This is a genomic window from Exiguobacterium sp. s163, from assembly GCF_018617135.1.
Taxonomy (GTDB): Bacteria; Bacillota; Bacilli; order Exiguobacteriales; family Exiguobacteriaceae; genus Exiguobacterium; species Exiguobacterium profundum.
This window is the reverse complement of record NZ_JACSJN010000001.1, coordinates 742,316-764,038: the sequence shown is the minus strand read 5'-3', so window position 1 is coordinate 764,038 and position 21,723 is coordinate 742,316. Positions and strand designations below refer to the sequence as shown.

The following is a 21,723-nucleotide window of genomic DNA, read 5'->3' as shown; positions in this document are numbered from 1 at the left end:
ATTTGGAGGATATGAGGATGGATTGGCAGAAAAAAGCACGTCGCGCCGCTTACCTTGGGGTACAACGGTCGAAGCGACTCGGTCGTAAAGTGTTGAACAAACGCCCGAACAAATCGCATCAACTACGTGAACTCGTACCGAACTGGTATACACGCTCACCTTACGTACACGTTGAAGGGACGGACCTTGTCTTCTCTGGGGACGAGCCGGTCACCATCACGTACCGACCGAACGCGAGTTCAGATATCATCTCGGTGAACGACCTCGTCGAATCAGGTCAAAAGACGTTCACGGCTATGATGCGTGTCAAATCGCGTGAAGGCTTGATGCCGACGTTGACGTTAGAAGTCGTTCGTAAAGGGGGGCGTACCCGCTACGTCACCGTACAGGACAGCGACCACGTCGATGTGACACTCGGAATGGGTGAACAAATCGTCCGGGCCCACTTGAATGTGGAAGGGAAAGGGGCGTTCAGCCTCGTCGACCTCACGCTCGGGACGCTCTCGCTTTGGACGGTGGAAGGGACGGCCGCGAACATTTCGGTCGACGCCTTTGACTTCCGCTATCCGCTCACGGCGGCGTCACTCCGGTCGCTCAAGCCACAGAGTGAGATTGCTCACTTCGATGGGGACACGCTCGTCGTGCGAGCCGAAGGAAACCAATACACGCACTATGGCGTCGATGAGATCGCGCTACCACACGTCGATACAGAACGTGGCATCGATTTTGAGACGGGTGATATGGACGATGACTTGTATCGTTTCTATTTGAAAGGGGACCGCACGGGTACAGCGGACGCCTCGCTATTCATCGCGACGTATACGGTGTCTGGGCAGGATCGTTTGATTGAAGTGCCACTCGGACTGAGCGGTATCGTCCGCATCGCACCGTCACACCGTTCCATCCGCTATTTCATCCGCGTGAACGGGTCAGGACAGCTTGAGAACTTGAATATCGGCATGATTCGCGAAAAGAGTGTCCGCCGTGAAGACGTCTTGTCGCTCAAACCGGACATGTGGACGATCCCGGCACCGGACCTCATCAAATTGAAGAGCCGGGATGACCAACTTGTCGTCAATTTGAAAGGCGAGGAGGATCAGCGCCGCTACATCTCGTATGCAGAGATGAACAACAGCTTCAAACTGCTCCCGACAGAGTTCCCGTATGAAGTGAAGGCGAACAGTCGTTACCGTGTCACGCTCGATGGTGTGGCCGATGAAGGGGCGAATGTTGTCCTCTACATCATTGCCTACTCGGCGACGGAGCGTCAGATCATGCAACAGGTTCAAATCGGAAGCGAGAAAGTCTTCTATTTTGACCGAGGCATCCGCTTCCTTCGTTTCGCCCTACGTGTCGACGGTGTCGGAGAGGCTCGGGTCGACCGCATCCGTGTCGCGGAAGAACTCGTCAGCGACGGTACAGAAAACCCGACGTGGATGGACGTGCGCGAGGCGCGCTTCTTCGCACCGGTCCCGCGTGAGCTTCATGAACTGAAAGTCGCGGCCATCTTCGATGAGTTCACGATGGCATCCTACAAACCAGAGTGCCAGCTCATCACTTTCACACCGGACAACTGGAAGACGGTGCTCCTCGATGAGCAACCGGACGTCCTCGTCGTCGAATCGGCGTGGAAAGGGAACGCCGGCGCCTGGGAGAAGAAAATCGTCAAATATGGCACGAACACGTGGGAAGAGCTCGACGCGCTTCTCGCTTGGTGCCGTTATCACAATATCCCGACCGTCTTTTGGAACAAAGAAGACCCGATTCACTACGACCGTTTCATCGAGACGGCGAAGCGATTCGACTATGTGTATACGACCGACATGAACCGTGTCCCGAATTATAAAGAAGATTGTGGGCATGACCGGGTCGATGCGTTACCGTTCGCGGCCCAGCCGAAAGAGCATAACCCAATCCGCTTACCGGGGACTCGTGAGCCGTATGCGTGTTTCGCCGGTTCGTATTATGCGAACCGTCACGAATCGCGTAAAGCCGACATGGACCGCTTGTTCGCGGCGGCGGATAAGTACGGTCTTGCCATTTACGACCGCAACTATGCGATCAACCAACGCGGGGAGAGCGACCAGCTCCAATTCCCGGAACAGTTCCGTCACGCCATTCGCGGCAGTTTGAAGTACAACCAGATTGCCAAGGCGTATAAAGGGTATAAAGTCATGTTGAACGTCAACTCGGTCAACGATTCACCGACGATGTTCTCACGTCGTGTCTTCGAAGGACTCGCCTGCGCGACACCGGTCGTCAGCACCCGTTCGGTCGGGGTCGACGCCATGCTTGGTGATTACGTCTTCCTCGACGATGGGGAGTCTGACTTAGACGAGACGTTCCGCCGTTTGATGACGGATGACTCGTTCTATGAGGACATCGCGATGCGTGGGATGCGCCACGTGTTGACGTATCACACGTACACGCAACGTCTGGCGAAAATCATCCAAGACGTCGGTATCCCGTACCGCGTCGACCACGAGAAGATTGCCGTCGTCGCCTTCATCAAGTCGCGCGAAGAGGCAGAACGCGTCGTCGCCCAGTTCGAAGCACAGAACTATGAGCATAAACACCTCATGATGTTCCTCGATAAGTTCGAGGATCACATCGATGTGTACAACACGTACAACACGCCATCGATCTCGACGTATATGCGCAGCTACTTGACGCACTATACCTCGTTCACGGAGATGGTCGAATCGTACGATTGGGTCGCCCATTTGAAGTCGGACGATTATTACGGTCCGAACTACTTGAGCGATTATCTGCTCGCGGCACGCTATGCGGAAGCGGATGTCCTCACGAAAGAGGATTACTATGCGTATGACGGCAAGCTCGTCAAACAGGACCATGACGAGTCGTATCGTTATGTGTTTGACGCGACACCGTCCCGCTCGATCGTGCAGCCGTCGGCACTCCGCTTCTATACGGTCGAGGAGGCGCTCCACATCTTTGAAGCGGACGAGAGTTTGAACGAACTCGCTCGTTCCGGCAAACGCATCTTCAGTGTCGACCCGTATCAATATGTGAAAGCCGGTGCCGCCATGAATGAAGCGGACCGTCAGGAGGTAACGTTATGACGAAGCAACCGCTACGGATCCTCGTATACGGGGACGTCAATTTGAACTTGATCGACGGCTCGGCCATCTGGCTCACGTCGGTCGTGCATATGTTGAACCAGGACCCGAACATCGAGGTCGACGTGCTCTTGAAGCGCTCGATCGTGAAACCAGAAGTGACGGCGTCGATCAAACAGCTCGACCGCGTCCGCTTCATCGACGTCTTCACGGAAGACTCGACGAAGAAAGACGAGCCGTACTATGAGAAGAAGGTGCTCCAGCCGGAAGAGGCGGCCCAACTCATCCACGAGCTCGTCGAGACGAAACAGTATGACATGACGTTCATCCGTGGGTTCCAGCTCGCCTATGCGCTCTCCGACTATGAACATACGATGAAAAAGACGTGGACTTATCTCACGGATTTCACGCATGATTCATCGGCCGCGTCACAGGAAGAGTTGGCACGGTTGAAGAAGATCGCGGACCGCTCGGCGCGCATGCTCTGTCAGACGGCGGAGATGAAGGCGTACTTCGAGACGTTTTTACAGACGCCGAAGCCGTTCCTCATCTTGAACCCGATGATTCCGAACATGCGCGAGGCGACGCCGACGTTCAAGCGTCAGGCGAAACGTCTCGTCTATACAGGAAAGTTCGCGCCGCTCTGGTACTCGGCTGAAATTCTCGACGCGCTCGAGAAGGTACGGGTCCGGATGCCGGACGTCGAGTTGAAGGTGGCGGGGGACAAGTTCAACCAAGACCCGAACAACCCGAACTTCCGTAAAGAAGTGACACATCGTCTCCAGACGGACGAAGGGGTCCACTGGTTGAAAGGCATCCCGCGTGCGGACGTCGAGACGCTCATCGAAGAGAGCGACATCGGTATCTCGTGGCGCCACCCGGACCTTGACGACAGCCTCGAGTTGTCGACGAAGCTCCTCGAATATGGGGCGCTCGGGAAGCCGGTCCTTCTCAACCGCAACAAGATGCACGAGATGTTGCTCGGGTCGAGCTACCCGCTCTTCGTCAACTCGGAAGATGAGTTCATCGAAAAGGTCGAGCTCGCCTTCACCCATCCGGCCATCTACAAGGATGCGGCGGAACGTCTCTACAATATGGCGAAAAACTACACGTTCGCCAGCACGTTCGAACGCCTCCGTGACGCGGTTTGGGAGATGCAGAAGACGACAATCCTCTTCGCCGGTCACGACTTGAAGTTCATCCGTATGTTCATGGAACGCTTCGAGGCCGACCCGAGCTACCGGGTCCTCATCGACCAGTGGGACGGACATAAGATTCATGATGTGAATCACAGTAAGGCGTGTCTCGCGCAAGCAGACGTCATTTTCTGTGAGTGGGGCCTCGGCAACGCCGTCTGGTACTCGCAACACAAGTTGCCGCATCAGCGTCTCATCGTCCGAATTCACCGTCAGGAGAAAGAGACACCATTTCCACGGGAATATGCGCTCGACAACATCGACCGTATCATTCTCGTCTCACCGTATATGTTAGAAGAAATGCATCGTCTCTTCGGGATTCCGCGTCACCAGATGACGGTCATCTACAACGCCGTCGACGCGGACAAGCTCGACAAACCGAAACAGGCAGACGATTTGACGTTCCGTCTCGGTATGATCGGCATGAACCCGAAACTGAAGCGTCCGGACCTCGCGCTCGACGTCCTCGAAGAGCTGCTGAAGACGGACAAACGGTACCAGCTCCACTTCAAAGGACACCATCCAAAAGATGTCTATTGGATTGGGAAGCGCGAAGAGGAGAGCGCGTACTACGAGGCGTTACTGAAACGCATCGAGGAGTCGGACCTTCGTGACCACGTCCATTTCGATGGACACGGCAATGACGTCGACACATGGCTCCAATCAATCGGCTTCGTCTTCTCGACGAGTGACTTGGAAAGTTTCCATCTCGCACCGGCCGAAGCGATGGCCGCAGGGTCTTATCCGCTCATCCGTCACTGGACGGGCGCGGAGACGATTTACCCGGACGAACTGCTCGTCACGGATACGATGGAATTTGTTGACACAATCCTTTCTTATAAAGAAGAGAACGAGAAGCTGATGGCGGACGCAAAAGCCTATCAGGCGTATGCCCGTAAACATTTCGCGCTCGATCGTCTCTATCGAGAGATGGAACAAATCATTTCAGGCAAAACACACGAACAATTTTCGACGATATTGTCATGAAAATGTAATTGCACCGAAGAATTGTTCAAGAGTATAATGAGTATTGTTTTATTATCGAATGTGAAATAAAATGATGGACAATGCGCTATTTAAAAAGCGCGTCAAAACATTTGGAGGTTACCACACAATGAAAGTATGTACAGTAGGTCTTGGATATATCGGATTACCGACATCGGCTGTCTTTGCGAACTATGGCGTCGACGTCGTCGGAGTCGATATTTCACAACATGTTGTTGATAAATTGAACCGTGGAGAGATCCACATTGAAGAGCCAGGTCTCGGCGAAATGGTCGCAGACGTCGTGGCAAAAGGGAAGTTCCGTGCATCACTCTCACCAGAGAAAGCAGATGCCTTCATCATCGCGGTCCCAACACCGAACAACGACGACGAGCACAAATCATGTGACTTGACGTACGTCTTAGATGCGACACGCAAAGTGTTGCCATTCGTTGAAAAAGGCAACGTCATCATCGTTGAGTCGACAATCGCACCACGTACGATGGACGACTTCGTCAAACCACTCGTCGAGGAAGCTGGATTCACTGTCGGTGAAGACATCTATCTCGTACACTGCCCAGAGCGCGTATTGCCTGGACAAATCCTTCATGAGCTCGTGCACAACAACCGCATCGTCGGTGGAATCACGACAGAATGTGCAGAAGCAGGCGCACGCGTCTACGGTACATTCGTTGAAGGTGAAATCGTGAAAACGGATGCGAAGACGGCAGAAATGTCGAAACTCATGGAAAACACGTTCCGTGACGTTAACATCGCACTCGCGAACGAACTCGCAAAAGTATGTAACGACTTGGACATCAACGTTCTTGACGTCATCGAGATGGCGAACAAGCACCCACGTGTCAACTTGCACAGCCCAGGCCCAGGTGTCGGTGGACACTGTCTCGCGGTCGACCCGTACTTCATCGTCGCGAAATCACCTGACCTCGCGAAAATCATCAACTTGTCACGTGAGACGAACGTCTCGATGCCACACTACGTTGCAGACAACGTTCAGAAGTTGACTGCTGGAATCGAAGACGCGAAAGTCGCGGTCTTTGGTGTGACATACAAAGGAAACGTCGACGACATGCGTGAGAGCCCAGCGGTTGAAATCGCTGAAATCTTGCTTGACCGTGGTGTGAACATCTCTGTTCACGACTCACACGTTGAAAAATCAACATCAAGCCGTTTCGAGCTCGTTTCAAAAGAAGAAGCACTCAAAGACGCGGACCTCGTCCTCGTATTGGTTGACCACAACGAGTTCAAAGTCCTCGACTTCGCAGAGCTCAAGTCATCAATGCGTCGTCCGATGATCTTCGACACACGTAACATCGTGAAACCAGAAGGTGAAGACGTAGCGGTCGTCAACTACGGCAACCTCTACAAATATACAAAGGAAACGAATCTCGTTCTTTGATTCAGGTGAATGAACATGTTTAAATCCGCGAAAGCTATTCTTTCAGAGCTAAAGTCGAGCTTGTACTTGATTTTCCGTCTCGCCACGTATGAGACGCGAAGCAACAACTCGATGCAGTACCTCGGATTTTTATGGGAGTTCGTGACACCGTTATTGCAGATTGGAGTTTACTGGTTCGTATTTGGATTTGGTATTCGAAGCGGCAGGCCGATTGATGGCGTGCCGTTTCTGCCATGGTTGGTCGCAGGGATTGTCGTCTGGTTCTTCATTGCCTCGGCGATCACCTCGACGGCCCGGTCCGTCTATTCGAAAATCGGCATGGTCTCCAAAATGAGCTTCCCAATCTCGACGATTCCGGCATACGTCTTGCTCGCACTCTTCTATCGCCACGTGGCGCTAGTCGGTGTCTCGTTTATCTTGATGTGGGCATTCGGATTCCCGATGGGGCTACATTCGCTCTGGTTTATCTACTTGGCGTTCAGTGCGCTCGCACTACTGTACTCGCTCGCCTTGATTACGTCCGCGCTCACGACAATCGTGCGCGATCTTCAAAACCTTCTTCAGTCGATGATGCGGATGTTGATGTATTTGACACCGATTTTTTGGGTGCCGCCGGCGAAGCTCGCGAATATCCTACAAATCAATCCGCTCTATTATTTAGTCGAAGGATATCGGTCGATGTTCCTCGGAACCGACTGGTTGGCGACTAACTGGGCTTACGGTCTCTATTACTGGGCCATCGTCGTCGTTCTCTTCTTCGTCGGGTCGATGATTCATTTGCGTTTCCGTCGACACTTCATCGATTACATTTGAGGAGGACCTTATGTACCAGGTTAAATTTGAAAACGTATCGAAACGATATACGCTTTATAACAAGCAATCTGATAAGCTGAAGGAGATCTTCTTCAGTAAAGCAGGGGGCAAACAGTTTTACGCGCTCCGCAATGTCACGTTTGAAGTTCCACCCGGGGAAGTGGTCGGGATTATCGGGATCAACGGGTCAGGGAAGTCGACGATGTCGAACTTGCTGGCTGACGTGATGCCGCCGACGCACGGGAAAATCGAACTTCACGGAAAGACGGCGTTGATTGCGATCTCTTCTGGTTTGAACGGTAACTTGACGGGGCTCGAGAACATCGAGCTCAAAGGCTTGATGCTCGGGATGACGAAACAGGAGATTATCGACTTGACACCGGCCATCATTGAGTTCGCCGATATCGGCGACTTCATCAATCAGCCGGTCAAGACGTACTCGAGCGGGATGAAGTCCCGTCTCGGATTCGCCATCTCGATCAACGTCGACCCGGACATCCTCGTCATCGATGAGGCGCTCTCGGTCGGGGACCAAACGTTCACCGACAAGTGTCTCGCCAAGATGAACGAGTTCAAAGACCGTGGGAAGACGATCTTCTTCATCAGTCACTCGGTCTCACAAGTTCGCCAATTCTGTACGCTCGGCCTTTGGCTCGAGTTCGGAGAAGTGCGCGAATATGGACCGGTCGATGAAGTCGTTCGGGAGTACAATAAGTTTTTGAAATGGTTCCGCAACTTGTCAAAAGAGCAACAAGACTCGTTTAAAGCCGATAAGCTCAAACGTCGTACGACGGTCGTCGATGCGACGGAGCTCGGAGAGACGTATATCTTACCGCCTTTGACAGAAGAACAACTACAAACACGCCATTCGTCGGTCGCTGTATCGAACGAAGCGTGAGCAATTGGGAGGAGGAAGCACGGCGAAGTCAGACCGTGCGAAACGACCTATGAAAAAAGTCATGACCGTCTTTGGGACGCGACCAGAAGCCATCAAAATGGCACCACTCGTACTTGAGTTGAAAAAACGTGAAGGGGTAGAACCGATTGTCGTCGTGACAGCGCAGCACCGTCAAATGCTTGACCAAGTGCTCGAGTTGTTCGAAATCAAACCGGACTACGACCTCGACATCATGAAAGACAAGCAGACGCTTTACGATGTCACGTCACGTGTATTGAAAGGGATGGGCGAGGTCATCGCTGAAACGAAGCCAGATATCGTGTTGGTCCACGGGGACACAACGACGACATTCGCGGCATCACTCGCAGCTTTCTACAACCAAGTCGCAGTCGGTCACGTTGAGGCTGGCCTGCGCACACACAATAAATATTCACCATTCCCGGAAGAGATGAACCGCCAATTGACGGGTGTCATGGCCGACCTTCATTTCGCACCGACGGAAACGTCGCGTGACAACCTCCTTCGTGAAGGCAAGAATGAAGAGATGATCTTCGTCACAGGGAACACGGCAATCGACGCACTCAAAACGACAGTCCGTGACGACTATGCGAGCGAGTTGCTCGACAGCATCCGTTCACAAGGTCGTCGCCTCGTCATGTTGACGGCGCACCGTCGTGAGAACTTGGGTGAGCCGATGCGCAACATGTTCCGTGCGGTCCGTCGCTTGATCGAGAAGTATGATGACATCGAAGTCGTGTATCCGGTCCACATGAACCCGGTCGTTCGTGAACTCGCTAACGAGATTCTTCACGATGTCGAACGTGTCCACTTGATCGAACCGCTCGACGTCTTCGACTTCCACAACTATGCGGCGACGTCGCACTTGATCTTAACGGATTCAGGTGGCGTACAAGAAGAAGCACCATCTCTCGGTGTACCTGTCCTCGTCCTTCGTGACACGACAGAACGTCCAGAAGGTGTGGCTGCAGGAACGCTCAAACTCGCAGGGATCGAAGAAGAGAACATCTTCTCACTCGCGGATGAGCTCTTGTCTGACGAAACGGCATACAAAGCGATGTCACAAGCATCGAACCCGTACGGTGATGGTGAGGCGTCACGTCGAATCGTCGATGCTATCCTTGCCAACTAAATGAAAGCGAATAGAGTTGTTTTGTGCCCAGCACAGCAACTCTTTTCTGTATCATCATCCTAACGATTCGGAGGTGCTTGTATGTCAACGAAGCGAATTCGTCCGGCGATTTATCATTACTATCCGCGCGGACCGCATAAAAACCATATGTCGATGCGCGAAGAAGAATACAAGACAGAAGTCACATTTTTACCACAAGCGTTAACGGACTCGATTTACGTCCAATTGTTTGATTTGAAGTTTGAGATTCCACCGTCAAAAATCTTTTTGGCAGACGCCAAGATGGATGAAGGGGACGAGATGGAAATGAAGACTGCCGTTTATGTCGAAGGCGATCGCACCGTTCGATTTGAACTGTACGTCATGCAGTACTCAGATGAGGAGCGTCTTTCGAACAAACGTTTCTCGCTCACGTTGAATCCGGGGATGAATCCGATTGAAGAAGTCGTGAAACAGATGGAAGGCGCCAAGTATTTCAAGATGTCGTACAAATACATCGTCGAGACGCTTGACCCGATCACAGTACGATTCGATGACCTCTATGTAACGTTCCGCTGAACGGAGCAAGTCTTAAGGGAGAAAGGGACCATTCGGTATGTTATTTAGTTCCACGGTATTTCTATTTTATTTCTTGCCGGTCGTGCTGTTGTTGTACTTCGTGTCACCACGCTGGCTGAAGAATACGATTCTACTCGTTTCAAGTTTGTTCTTCTACGCATGGGGTGAACCACGTTTCGTCCTCATCATGCTCGCTTCAATCGTCATGAACTACTTCTTCGGCTTCATGGTCGATAAGTATCGGGACGATGCGAAGAAGATCAAATGGACGATGGCGCTTATGCTTCTCGGAAACCTCGGGATGCTTGGGGTCTTCAAGTACGCGAGTTTCTTCGTCGAGAACGTCAACTCGGTGTTCGGCTTCTCGCTGAACGACCCGGAGATCCCGCTACCACTCGGGATTTCATTCTTCACGTTCCAAGCGATGAGTTACGTCATCGATGTGTATCGGAACGATGGGCGTCTCCAGAAGAACTTGTTCGACTTGGCACTTTACGTCTCGTTCTTCCCGCAATTGATTGCCGGACCGATCGTCCGTTACCAAACGGTCGCAGATGAGATCGTGGACCGCCGTGAGACGATTGATGACTTTGTCTCTGGGATCCAACGTTTCGTCATCGGTCTAGGGAAGAAGATGATTTTGGCGAACAGTTGTGGTTATGTGGCCGACCAAGTGTTCAGTCAATCGGCGGGGGAGCTGTCGACGACACTCGCCTGGATTGGAATCATCGCCTACTCGCTCCAAATTTATTTTGATTTCTCCGGTTATTCGGATATGGCCATCGGTCTTGGTCGGATGTTTGGGTTCCATTTCCTTGAGAACTTCAATTATCCGTATATTTCGAAATCGGTGTCTGAGTTTTGGCGTCGTTGGCACATCTCGCTCGGAAGTTGGTTCCGAGACTACGTGTACATCCCGCTCGGCGGGAATCGTCAAGGCCCATGGAAGACGTATCGCAACTTGACCATCGTCTGGTTATTAACCGGCGTATGGCACGGGGCGAGTTGGACATTTATCGCCTGGGGTCTCTATTACGGGATCTTCATCATGTTCGAACGGGCATTTCTCGGGAAATGGCTCGCTGCGTGGCCGGCATGGCTCGCGCATGTGTTCACATTATTCGTCGTCGTCATCGGTTGGGTATTCTTCCGTGCCGATAACTTCACGTACGCGATTGACTATCTGCAAGTCATGTTCGGCTTACACGGCGGTGAAGTGTTCGATCAAACGGCATACTTCTATCTCGTCCAATACGGAACGGTTCTTCTGTTGGCGATGATTGCTGCCACACCGCTTCCGAAGATGCTGGTCGCTCATTTCTTGCGCCACGAGGTGGACTCGGAACGTCCGGTTCTTGCCGCGAGCGCAGGTCTTGCCCGAGCAGCTTATATCTTGCTCATTTTCGGCATCTCGATTTCGTACGTCGTCTCGAGTACATTCAATCCGTTTATTTATTTCCGGTTCTAAGGAGGGCTGACAATGGAACAACAAACCAAAAGCGAACAAGTCCGTTCGAAAGGACGGCGCCTCTCTTGGGTGGTCAACAGTATCCTTTTGCTCGGCTTCCTTGGCACCATCTTTTATGGACTTGCCGTTTATGCCTTCGGTAACGAGCAGGAAAGCTCGGCCACCGAGGGGCGCATATTGGCGAAGCGTCCTGAGCCATCCATCGAAACGATTTTAAATGGGTCGTACATGGAGGAGTTCGAGGCGTCGGCGAACGACCAGGTGTTTGAGCGAAACCTGTGGATTGAAACGCAGGCCTGGGTGCAACTGAACGTGTTGCAACAACAGATGAATAACGGCGTCATCAGCATCGATGGATTCTTGTACGGTCCGGATGCGAACGAAAGTCAGTATTCTTCGCTCGGTGTATTCTTCAAAGAGTTCAAAAAAGAGATGGATGATGCCGGCATCCCGTCTTACTTCGCCTCGGCACCGAGTAAGCCGGTCTATGCGACGCGACAAAACATCTTCCCGGCTTACATCGAGTCGGCGGATGCGGAGAATCGTGATGAGTTACATGAGCGGATCGAAGAGAACGGCATCCCGCTCATCGACTTGGAGGAGACGCTCGGTGACGAACCGGGCGAGGATATCTATTTCAAAACCGATCACCACTGGCGAGCAGAAGGGGCATTCCTCGCGTATGGTCAAATCATGGACCGTTTAAGCGAACAGTTCCCGGATGCGCCGGTGTTGACCGCAGATGAGATAGACGTGAAGACGGTCGACGGGACGTTCTACGGGTCACATGCCCGGGAAATCTCGATGCCGTATGTCGAATCGGCGGACACGTTCACGTATCTCGAACCGAAAGACGGATTCACGACGACGGTCTGTCGAAACGGGGATGACTGTGGACATGGCGTCCTCGACAAAGACGTGTTGAACAACACGGACGACTTCACGAACTACTACAACTTGTTCATGGGTGACAACTACGCCCTCGCGAAAATCACGCAGGAGAATCCGAAAAATGACGATCATCTCCTCGTGTTGAAAGATTCTTATGCGAACCCGGTACTCGGCTACCTTGGCGAGTCGTTCGGGACGGTATCGGCAATCGACGTTCGCTATCTCGATGACTACGATGTCAGCATCGCGGAATATGCGGAAGAGAACGATGTCGATGCGGTTCTGTTCTTACACAATGACCGAATCACAGGACTCGGGTCGATGTATCAAGAAGGTCTGTGATCGAACGCGATTCCTTCGAAAAGGCAGGTGCGCTTCATGAACGTATTGCTACCGGTATTCTTCCACTCCGCGATGGGTGGGCTTCATCGACACATTCTCTCATCTGTGAAAGTGCTTATTCGAGAGGGTCATGAGGTGACCGTCGTCTGTAAGCCAGGTCCCTTTGCCAAAGAGGTAGAGGCGCTCGGTGGGCAGGTCATACGAACCGATTATTCCAATGAGGACGTCACCCGTGTGATCGATGCGGTAGGGACACAATCCTTCGATCTGGTGTATGCCCATCCGTTCGATTCACGACAGGTCGGCCTAGCGGTGGCAGAGACACACGGCATCCCGTTCGTCCTCGTCATCCATGGGATGTATTATGATGAGATTGAGCAGTATCATACGAGCGTCTCGCGAGTGATCGCCGTCTCGGAACGGATCGCGACCCATCTCGTGGAGCACTGTCCGGCCATCGAATCGAAGCTCATCGTCATTCCGAATGGAGTCGATGATGCATTCGTCCCGGATGTGACGAGCGTGTCGTCAGAGCGCGTGACGGGTCTATTCACCTCGCGACTAGATGCGGACAAACTGTTCATTTTAGATGTCTTTTTGGATGCGCTAGAAGACGAGCGGATCAAGTCTTTACCGATTGATTGGCTCATTGTCGGGGACGGGACACAACGGGAAAAATACGCATCACGTTATGAGGAAGCGCTTGAAGGGACCAGTCAGACGATGGACTGGCTTGGTTGGGTCGAGCAAGACGATTTACCCGAAGTGATGCGTCGTGCCGATTTCGTCATCGCCCCAGGGCGCTCTGCGCTAGAAGGGATGGCGGTCGGCAAACCGACCATCGCCGTCGGGAGCAAAAGTTATCAGGGGCTGGTCACACCTTCGACGTGGCAAGATATTGCGAGTACGAACTTTGGTGGCATCGGGACGAAATACGATGGATACACATCGGGTCGAATCGGTGATGCCATCCTCGAATTGATGGATGAGACGACGAGACGAGAGCTCGCACGTTTCTCGGCCGCACTCGTGGATGAACATTTCCGTGATGAAGCGGCGCAACGGCTTCTCCTTGATCTGCTCGAAGAGGTGAGACGAGAGGGACCTAAGGAAATCGATTTGGTGGCTCGTTATCCACACGTTCGTTACGACCAACTGCATGCCCGTCGCGCGAATCGGCTCTGTTCGTGGAAATTAGCGGATCGGGAGCAACGACTGGAAGCGATGCGCAATGAGCTCGAGGCGACCAAGCGACACCTTGATGAACTTCGTGCGATTCAATCGAATCAGTCTACCGAGATCAGTCAGTTACGATCAGCCCTTCAGCGATTGTCCGACGAAACCGAATAAACACAACAAGAAGGTTATAACGTGACGATTAAACGTGATCAGCAAGACCACTTGGTTGTTCTACAGGCGAAATATCAAGGAATCAATCAACCGATTCCAATCATCGTCAAATTGTCGAAGCAATAACAAAGAACGGAGTCGCAACTGTGCGACTCCGTTCTTTTGGTCAATGTGCTGTGAAGCGAGCTGGTCCAATCGAAGAGACGAGACGTGTCGCGGCACGCAAGCAATCCAGCTGTCTCGAATACACACGGCTCACATCGGAAAAGGCAGAGGGGAGATGGTCTGAGTCTAACGGACCTTGTCGCATATAAGGAGATTCCCCGGCGCCAAGCGGTGTCGGATGAATCACGAACTTATAGTGAGTCGGGTCGAGCTCGACAACCTCAATCTCTGCAAACAGTCGTGCATCGCGTGTATACAAGAAGCGGGTGGATAACCACTTATCTGAATCTGTCATGGTTCACCAGTCCTCCCTCAAGAAGTCTTACCTCCCTTATCATAAAACAATTTTTGGATATTTCAAATGTTATTTTCATATTTATGTAAATATACTTACTTGAAATTGTAAAAAAGAGCGGATTCGTGCAATCATTTCTTTGTTTGAGTAAAGTTAGGAAAGAACGTACGAAGGCGGGGTGACAACATGAGAAAGAACGCATTAGGGACATATCGGTTCGTCATCATCCTTGGGGCGAAAGTGAATGGGACTCGACCATCCCGGGCACTCCAACATCGAATTGACGTGGCGGCCGCCTATGCGAAGGCACATCCTCATGTCGAACTGATCGCAACAGGTGGACAGGGACCAGATGAAGGGATGGCAGAGGCGCGTGTCATTGAACGAGAACTGATGGCGCAAGGAATCGATGCTACACGGATTCATGTGGAAGCGACATCGACGTCGACAATCGAGAACTTTGAGCATAGCCGTCTGTTTTGGGATGGAGCATCAGGTGTGACGATTGTGACGAATGACTTTCATGTGCCGCGGGCCCGTCTGATTGCGAGACTGTATTTTCAGCTCGAGAGCGATGCCCTATATGCACCGACCCCACCGCTTGCGAAAGGGCGATATCTCATTCGTGAAGTATTGGCGTATGTGAAGCTGTTGGGACGTTATGTATTTATGAAAGAAAAAAACTAGGCTCTTGCACTCGCAAGAGCCTAGTTTGCTTGACAGCCGATTTCTTCGTTCAGCACGTGGCCGAACGCTTCGGCGCCCTTGATATTCAAATGGACCCCGTCACTTTCGAAGTATGCTTCTTTCCCGATTGAGCGTTCATGCCAATCGATGAGGGACACGTTCTCATGAAGCTCACTGGCCCGAGCGAGTTTTTTATTGACCTCACTCTCCCATGGACGTGGGACACGTGTGTTGATCAAATAGATTTCATCTGCTCGTTCGAACTGCTTGAGCAACGTCTCGAGTTGCTCCATTTTGAAGGCACCGTTCGTTCCGAGATGGAGGAACACGACGTGACCTGGAGCATTATACGATTGGTACTGAGAGGCAACTGGAATCGCATCGCGAACTTGACGTCCGATTTGGGCGTCGATTTTCATATTCGGGAAAGCATCTGCCAAATATTCGTTCAATCCGAGCATGACCGAATCGCCAATCGCGAGAGCCGGTGGACATGTTCGTTCTTCTGGTTTTTCAGTTGGTGCTTTGTTTTCTTTTGTCGATTGATCTTCAGACGGGACTTCCTCTGTTTCCTTAGATTCCGATTCTTTCGGAACGTCCTTTGTCTCATCTTTTGGCATCGGTACTTTCACGACAGGAATTTCATCTTCGACCGGCTTCGACTCAGAGAACGCCAGAATGGTCAAATTCCCAACGAGAACGAGTGAGAGCGCGGTCGCACATGCCGTGGCGGCAAAGCGTGCGTTCGGGTGCGTCGGTGTTGAGACGAGCTGACGGAACGCTTGTTTGAATCCGTTTCGACGAATCGGTGTCTCGACGAAGCGATACGACAACTCGGCGATCAAAAGCGTCAACGCCACTTGCCCGACGGAAAGAAGTGGCGAGAAGGTCCCGAGTCGATCGAGCGGTGTCGATAGAATGATGACCGGGTAGTGCCACAAATAAATCCCATACGTCCGGGTGCCAATCACGCGAAGCCAAGCGCTTCCAAACAGTCGTGACCAAATGGTCGCCGGATGGGCGACAGCGGCAATCAATAGGGCGGATAGGAACGCGACGAGCAAGAAGCCTCCGTAATAGAGGAACGCGTCGTAGGCGTTGACGGTTCGGATGATGCCGACGATGGCGATGAGCGAAATGGCGCCAGCCCCATTCAAAATGTGACGTCCGATCTTCGGAATCGTCTCTTTAAACGTGTCCGGGCGCCAACCGAACGCGAGGACGGCTCCCATAAGCAGACCGAACAAGCGTGTGTCGGTCCCGTAGTAGACGCGACTCGGGTCGGCTTCTGGTACATATCGGAATGCCATCCAGGCGGCGGAGACGAATAAAAGTGCAGCGAGTAGTTGGAGCAAACGCTTCCGGAACGCGAGACCGACGAGTAGGAGTAGCGGCCAGACCGCATAAAACTGTTCTTCGATTGAGAGAGACCATAGGTTTTGAAGCGGCGATGGCTTTCCGAAACTTTCGAAGTAGGAGACTTCGTGGAAGATATACCACCAGTTGTTCACATAGGCAAGTGCCGCCAGTGAATCCTGTCGCACCGTATCGAGCAAGGAGCGGTCAAACAGCGTCACATACGTCATCACGACAGACAGCATCAAGACGAGCGCCGGCAACAAACGACGGAAACGTGCGACATAGAATCTTTTCAAATCGATTGTGCCGGTCTTCGTCCATTCGCGAATCAAGATGCCGGTAATCAAGTAACCGGAAAGGACGAAGAAGACATCGACACCGAGGAATCCCCCGGATATGTAAGGTACATTTAAATGATATAAAATGACAGCCAAGACGGCGAACGTGCGCAAGCCGTCGAGACCAGGCATATACGTTGTATGTTTGAGTGGTTTCATGCCCCCACTTCCTTTCTAGTAAAGCGGACATTTCCCTTATTTTTCAATCCATTCTTCAGTATAACGAGCGAGGAAGAGGGAATGGTTTCAAAAGATTAACAATTAAATGACGTGAAAATCCAATAAAAAAAGGGACACGAGGTCCCTTGCACTTTACATCAGATTAATCAACGACCCACCGAGTACCCCGGCGATGACGAGTGACCACGGTGGTAACTTCCAATAAGCAATCATCACGAACAGGAAGGCAGCGAACACGAAGTCGACCGCACCGTTGACGGTACTCGTGAAGATCGGGCTGTAGAATGCCGCAATCAAAATCCCAACGACCGCCGCGTTGACACCGATGAGGGCACCGGCGACTTTCGGGTTGTGACGGAGCGCGTCCCAAAATGGAAGTGCTCCGAGGATGAGCAAGAAGGCCGGCAAGAAAATCGCGACCGTCGCCAGGATGCCACCCGGCACACCGTTAATCACCGTTCCGAGATAGGAAGCGAACGTGAAGAGCGGACCAGGAACGGCCTGAGCGGCACCGTATCCTGCAAGGAAGGCTTCTTCACTCAAGAAACCAGCGGGTACAAGTTCTCGTTCTAGTAGTGGCAAGACCACGTGTCCGCCGCCGAAGACGAGGGCACCGGCCCGGTAAAAGCTATCGAACAAGGCAATCGTCTGATTCTCAAACGTCTCCCGTAAAATCGGTAAGATGACGAGAAGTGCCCCAAAAATCGACAGCAGAACGGTCCCGAGACGTTTCGAAATCGGGAACGCACTCGATTTCGCATCGAGGCGGTCCGGCTTGAACAACAGGAATCCTGCGAGGGCCGCAAGAAGAATGAACAGCACCTGACTGAACGTCGTTTGCCAGAGTAGGACGCCTGCCAAGGCAAAAAAGGCAATCGTTCGTGTCTTTGTATCAGGTGTCAATTTACTCGCCATTCCTAAGATGGCATGGGCGACGATAGCGACGGCGACGACCTTCAAGCCGTAAAGCCAACCTGCGTCGGACACGTCGAGCCCTGACAACAATAAAGCGAACAGAATGAGGGCAACGACCGACGGCGTCGTGAAGCCGATAAACGAGGTGATCCCACCTAATATGCCACCGCGGACAATCCCGATGCCGATCCCGACCTGTGAACTGGCCGGTCCAGGTAAGAATTGGCATAAGGCGAGGAGGTCGGCATATGCTTTCTCATCCATCCATTTGCGTCGTCTCACATATTCCTCGTGGAAGTAACCGAGGTGGGCGACCGGACCACCGAATGAGGTGAGACCTAGCCTCGTTGAAACGAATAAAATTTCTAGTAACGTCTTGAACGTTACACGTTGTGTCGTCATATCTTCACTCCTTAATTTCTTTGAATAACTCGTATGCCTTTTGACGGGCTTCCGCCAACACAGAACGTCCTTTTTCGGTCGTCACGTAGTTTTTGCGAACGTGTCCATCGACCGTCTCGTTTTCACGAATCAAGAGCCCGTCTTTCTCCATCCCGTGCAAGATCGGGTAGAGCGTACCGGCACTGATTTCATAACCGTGCTCCCGAAGCTCATCGACCATCCATGCTCCGTACACGGAATGTTCCGCGGCGTGGTGCAAGATATGGATGTGGATGAAACCGAGAAACAGCTTCCGCAAGACGCGGTCTTCCATACGTGTCATCTCCTTAATATCGAAATTCGATATCGGTTTTCGAAATCAGTCTAACAAAGGTGAGGGGATGGGGCAAGGGAAGAACTTTCACTTTACGAAAACTTTAAAAAAAAAGTTGGGAATGAGTTCGGAAAAAATAGGGAATCTATCACAAATGAGGTAAACTGAGTGGAGATTTTATTTGCTGAGGAGGAAGTGACGTGACAAACCCCCATCATTCTTCATACGACACATTGTTGCGTTATATGCCCCAAGGCTACGTCGAGTTTAAAGTGATTTACGACGACGCTTCGGAGCCGATCGACTATGAATTCTTTGAAGTGAATCCTGCCTTTGAGAAAATCATGAAGGGGAAGCGAAAACACTTCATCGGGAAGAAAGTATCAAGCGCCTTAAAGGACTTTGAATATAGTGAGCGGGAGTGGATGATTCAAGTGGCACACGTCGTCAACGAAGGTGGAACGGTGACGTTTGAACACTTCTCTCGGCGCAACAAGTCATGGTTCGAGATGTCCGTGTTCAGTGAACGCCAAGGATTCGTATCGGTCATGTTCCATGACATCACCCGACATGTACAAGAAAACAATGCGTTGAAGCAGCTCGTCAACGTCTCCCATCGCTTCGTCTCGACGGGTAGCGATTTATTGATGAATCAACAATTCCTCGACCAGATTCGTGACTTCACGGGAGCGAAGGCGGTCGCGCTCAATTTAATGGAGAATGATGGAGAGTCCTACACGACCGTCGCCTTATCCGGCATTGACGAGATGTTAGAAAGAAGTCTCGATATCCTTGGATTTCATCCGGTCGGAAGGAAATGGCCGATGACGGATCAGCGGCGTGACCTGTTCAAACAATCGAATCCTCGTGTCTTTGATGGGATTGACCCACTGATTGATGGCGCGCTGCCGAAACGGCTCATCAAAAATCTACTTCGAATTTTTTCACTTGGAGAAGTCGTTCTATTTAAAATCGAAAAAGACGGCGTCTTGTATGGGGATTTGACGATTGTGATGGAGCAAGGGAAACAAGCGAACCGCCTCGGTCTCGTCGAGTTGTACCTCGTCCATGTACTTCAGCAATTGACGAAAGCCGATCATCAAGTGGGTGAGACGAAGAAATCAATGTTCGATGGATTTGGCACGCTCGACTTGGAATGCATCATGGCCTTCAACACACGGCAAGTGCTTCACTTGAACGATACGTGGGAGCGCGTGTTAGGGTTTTCGCTTGATGAGTTGGAGAATATCGATTTTCTTAGTCTGATTCACCCGGACGATGAGGTGATCACGGAAGCAGGATTTGCGGAGCTTGAAGAACGTGGCGAGTTGTTCCGATTCGTCAACCGCTTCCGGACAATCGACGATACGTACCGCTCAATCGAGTGGCATTGTAAACTTCAAGGGGATTACATTTATGCGGTCGCCAAGGACGTGACAGACCGAGTCCAATTGGAAGAAAAATTGGCCGATCGGGACCGCCTCTTGACGAAACTATCCGACCAAATCCCGGGTGCCATCTATCAATTTGAATTGTTGCCTGACGGAAGCTTCAACTTCCCGTTCTTTAGCCGGGGCTTTGAAGATATGTTAGGGATTTCGGCAGAAGAGGTACAGAGAGATGCGAGTCTTGTCTTCCGGCGGATGCACCCGGACGATTATCCGCATGTCATGCAATCGATTGATGAATCGTATCGTAATTTAACGATTTGGGACGCGGAATTTCGTGTGTTGAGCGAGGACGGACGAACCGTCTGGATTCTCGGGTCATCTCGTCCGGAGAAGATTGCGGAAGGACATGTCTTATGGCACGGTTATATCGGAGATGTCACGGAGAAGAAAACATATGAGAAAGAGATTGAATATCTCAGTTATCACGATCAATTGACGGGTATTAAAAACCGACGTTACTTTGAAGAGGCGCTGGAGCGCTATGATGATGAGCATTTTTATCCGCTCACACTCATCGTCATCGATATCAATGGTCTGAAACTCACGAACGATGCGTTCGGACACTTGGTCGGAGATCAGTTGCTCGTCGAAGCGGCGAATATTTTACGAAATGAATTGCGCGCGAAAGATGAAGTGGCCCGAGTCGGAGGCGATGAGTTCGTCGTCATCTCCCCGAATACGACGCTCGATGAGGCGAAACAACTGTCGGACCGTCTCGGTCGTCTCTTCCACGAACAGACGGTAGAAGGGTTACCGATTTCCGCATCGTTCGGTGAAGCGGTCAAGCATGACTCGAATGTCGAATTGACCGAGGTGTTCAACTTAGCGGAAGATCGGATGTATCACCATAAGGTTTCTGAAAAGCAGAGTCGACGCCACCATTCCATCCAAATCATCATGCGCACGCTTTATGAGAAGATTCCGCGCGAAGAAGCGCATTCTCAACGGGTCGCCAATTTAGCGGGGAAACTTGCGGAAGCGATGGGCTTCACGAGTGCCGAAGTGAATGAGATTCGAACGGCCGCCATTTTACACGATATCGGAAAAGTGGCAATCAGTAATGACATTTTAGATAAACCTGGCGCGTTGACCGAATCGGAATGGTATGAAATCAAGCGCCATCCGGAAATCAGTTACAATATTTTGAGTACGGTACCCGAATATGTCGCCTTGTCCGAGATTGTCTTGGCGCATCATGAACGTTGGGACGGTAAAGGGTACCCGAAAGGCTTGAGTGATTATGACATCCCGCTCGCCTCGCGAATTATCGCCGTCGCCGATACGTTCGATGTCATGGTGACGGGGCGACCGTATCGACAGGCGAAGACGATTGACGAGGCACTTGCCATCATCAAACAAGAGGCAGGGAAACAGTTCGATCCATCTCTCGTCGACGTCTTCTTTGAAAAAGTCGTACCTACACTTCAACAATAAAAAGCGAGTCCTCCTGAATGTGGGGGGCTCGCTT

General features: G+C 51.7%; 16 protein-coding genes. 12 read left to right on the top strand and 4 right to left on the bottom strand.

What is annotated here, in order from left to right:
• The first annotated feature begins 17 nt into the window (after nt 1-17).
• The 10 genes from KNO71_RS04015 to KNO71_RS03970 all read left to right on the top strand — a co-directional run bounded on the left by KNO71_RS04015 (nt 18) and on the right by KNO71_RS03970 (nt 14,150).
• A complete protein-coding gene (locus KNO71_RS04015; protein WP_214687347.1) occupies nt 18-3,083 on the top strand; it encodes a CgeB family protein in 3,066 nt (1,021 codons plus the stop codon).
• Nucleotides 3,080-5,263 carry a glycosyltransferase gene (locus KNO71_RS04010; protein WP_214687345.1) on the top strand — a complete coding sequence of 728 codons (2,184 nt, stop codon included), beginning with the start codon at nt 3,080-3,082 and terminating at the stop codon, nt 5,261-5,263. The genes KNO71_RS04015 and KNO71_RS04010 overlap by 4 nt, the downstream gene beginning before the upstream one ends.
• A gap of 127 nt (nt 5,264-5,390) precedes the next feature.
• A complete protein-coding gene (locus KNO71_RS04005; RefSeq protein WP_074036038.1) occupies nt 5,391-6,680 on the top strand; it encodes a nucleotide sugar dehydrogenase in 1,290 nt (429 codons plus the stop codon).
• Nucleotides 6,681-6,695: 15 nt separating this feature from the next.
• Nucleotides 6,696-7,493 (top strand): ABC transporter permease, encoded by a 798-nt coding sequence (locus KNO71_RS04000; RefSeq protein ID WP_251025511.1) that lies wholly within the window; start codon nt 6,696-6,698, stop codon nt 7,491-7,493.
• Nucleotides 7,494-7,503: 10 nt separating this feature from the next.
• Complete coding sequence (gene tagH, locus KNO71_RS03995; protein WP_012727109.1) at nt 7,504-8,391, top strand: teichoic acids export ABC transporter ATP-binding subunit TagH; 888 nt, start codon at nt 7,504-7,506, stop codon at nt 8,389-8,391.
• Between the two features lie 49 nt (nt 8,392-8,440).
• Complete coding sequence (wecB, locus tag KNO71_RS03990) at nt 8,441-9,541, top strand: non-hydrolyzing UDP-N-acetylglucosamine 2-epimerase (RefSeq protein WP_012727108.1); 1,101 nt, start codon at nt 8,441-8,443, stop codon at nt 9,539-9,541.
• An 81-nt stretch (nt 9,542-9,622) separates the two neighbouring features.
• The gene (locus KNO71_RS03985) at nt 9,623-10,099 is read left to right on the top strand and encodes a hypothetical protein (protein ID WP_012727107.1); all 477 of its coding nucleotides are present in this window, start codon (nt 9,623-9,625) and stop codon (nt 10,097-10,099) included.
• 37 nt (nt 10,100-10,136) lie between these two features.
• A complete protein-coding gene (locus KNO71_RS03980) occupies nt 10,137-11,567 on the top strand; it encodes an MBOAT family O-acyltransferase (RefSeq protein WP_214687343.1) in 1,431 nt (476 codons plus the stop codon).
• Nucleotides 11,568-11,579: 12 nt separating this feature from the next.
• Nucleotides 11,580-12,800, top strand: coding sequence for a DHHW family protein (locus tag KNO71_RS03975; protein ID WP_214683684.1), 1,221 nt, complete (start codon nt 11,580-11,582; stop codon nt 12,798-12,800).
• Between the two features lie 36 nt (nt 12,801-12,836).
• Complete coding sequence (locus tag KNO71_RS03970; RefSeq protein ID WP_214687341.1) at nt 12,837-14,150, top strand: glycosyltransferase family 4 protein; 1,314 nt, start codon at nt 12,837-12,839, stop codon at nt 14,148-14,150.
• 166 nt (nt 14,151-14,316) lie between these two features.
• Here KNO71_RS03970 and KNO71_RS03965 read toward each other — a convergent pair whose 3' ends face one another.
• Complete coding sequence (locus tag KNO71_RS03965; protein ID WP_012727102.1) at nt 14,317-14,610, bottom strand: hypothetical protein; 294 nt, start codon at nt 14,608-14,610, stop codon at nt 14,317-14,319.
• A 186-nt stretch (nt 14,611-14,796) separates the two neighbouring features.
• Between KNO71_RS03965 and KNO71_RS03960 the strand changes: the two genes are divergently transcribed.
• Nucleotides 14,797-15,297, top strand: a complete 501-nt coding sequence (locus KNO71_RS03960; protein ID WP_214687339.1) for a YdcF family protein — start codon at nt 14,797-14,799, stop codon at nt 15,295-15,297.
• A 20-nt stretch (nt 15,298-15,317) separates the two neighbouring features.
• On the opposite strand, the gene KNO71_RS03955 is transcribed toward KNO71_RS03960, so the two are convergent.
• The 3 genes from KNO71_RS03955 to KNO71_RS03945 form a co-directional block, all read right to left on the bottom strand.
• Nucleotides 15,318-17,153, bottom strand: coding sequence for an acyltransferase family protein (locus KNO71_RS03955; protein WP_214687337.1), 1,836 nt, complete (start codon nt 17,151-17,153; stop codon nt 15,318-15,320).
• A gap of 153 nt (nt 17,154-17,306) precedes the next feature.
• Nucleotides 17,307-18,491 carry a chromate efflux transporter gene (chrA, locus tag KNO71_RS03950; protein ID WP_214687335.1) on the bottom strand — a complete coding sequence of 395 codons (1,185 nt, stop codon included), beginning with the start codon at nt 18,489-18,491 and terminating at the stop codon, nt 17,307-17,309.
• Nucleotides 18,492-18,495: 4 nt separating this feature from the next.
• Nucleotides 18,496-18,804, bottom strand: a complete 309-nt coding sequence (locus tag KNO71_RS03945) for a PadR family transcriptional regulator (RefSeq protein ID WP_214687333.1) — start codon at nt 18,802-18,804, stop codon at nt 18,496-18,498.
• 200 nt (nt 18,805-19,004) lie between these two features.
• Between KNO71_RS03945 and KNO71_RS03940 the strand changes: the two genes are divergently transcribed.
• The gene (locus tag KNO71_RS03940; protein WP_214687331.1) at nt 19,005-21,689 is read left to right on the top strand and encodes an HD domain-containing phosphohydrolase; all 2,685 of its coding nucleotides are present in this window, start codon (nt 19,005-19,007) and stop codon (nt 21,687-21,689) included.
• Nucleotides 21,690-21,723 lie beyond the last annotated feature (34 nt).

Excerpts from the sequence above, each read along its gene's own strand:
- KNO71_RS04015 (WP_214687347.1), top strand. The coding sequence starts at position 18 with ATGGATTGGCAGAAAAAAGCACGTCGCGCCGCTTACCTTGGGGTACAA.
- KNO71_RS04010 (WP_214687345.1), top strand. The coding sequence starts at position 3,080 with ATGACGAAGCAACCGCTACGGATCCTCGTATACGGGGACGTCAATTTG.
- KNO71_RS04005 (WP_074036038.1), top strand. The coding sequence starts at position 5,391 with ATGAAAGTATGTACAGTAGGTCTTGGATATATCGGATTACCGACATCG.
- KNO71_RS04000 (WP_251025511.1), top strand. The coding sequence starts at position 6,696 with ATGTTTAAATCCGCGAAAGCTATTCTTTCAGAGCTAAAGTCGAGCTTG.
- tagH (WP_012727109.1), top strand. The coding sequence starts at position 7,504 with ATGTACCAGGTTAAATTTGAAAACGTATCGAAACGATATACGCTTTAT.
- wecB (WP_012727108.1), top strand. The coding sequence starts at position 8,441 with ATGAAAAAAGTCATGACCGTCTTTGGGACGCGACCAGAAGCCATCAAA.
- KNO71_RS03985 (WP_012727107.1), top strand. The coding sequence starts at position 9,623 with ATGTCAACGAAGCGAATTCGTCCGGCGATTTATCATTACTATCCGCGC.
- KNO71_RS03980 (WP_214687343.1), top strand. The coding sequence starts at position 10,137 with ATGTTATTTAGTTCCACGGTATTTCTATTTTATTTCTTGCCGGTCGTG.
- KNO71_RS03975 (WP_214683684.1), top strand. The coding sequence starts at position 11,580 with ATGGAACAACAAACCAAAAGCGAACAAGTCCGTTCGAAAGGACGGCGC.
- KNO71_RS03970 (WP_214687341.1), top strand. The coding sequence starts at position 12,837 with ATGAACGTATTGCTACCGGTATTCTTCCACTCCGCGATGGGTGGGCTT.
- KNO71_RS03965 (WP_012727102.1), bottom strand. The coding sequence starts at position 14,610 with ATGACAGATTCAGATAAGTGGTTATCCACCCGCTTCTTGTATACACGC.
- KNO71_RS03960 (WP_214687339.1), top strand. The coding sequence starts at position 14,797 with ATGAGAAAGAACGCATTAGGGACATATCGGTTCGTCATCATCCTTGGG.
- KNO71_RS03955 (WP_214687337.1), bottom strand. The coding sequence starts at position 17,153 with ATGAAACCACTCAAACATACAACGTATATGCCTGGTCTCGACGGCTTG.
- chrA (WP_214687335.1), bottom strand. The coding sequence starts at position 18,491 with ATGACGACACAACGTGTAACGTTCAAGACGTTACTAGAAATTTTATTC.
- KNO71_RS03945 (WP_214687333.1), bottom strand. The coding sequence starts at position 18,804 with ATGGAAGACCGCGTCTTGCGGAAGCTGTTTCTCGGTTTCATCCACATC.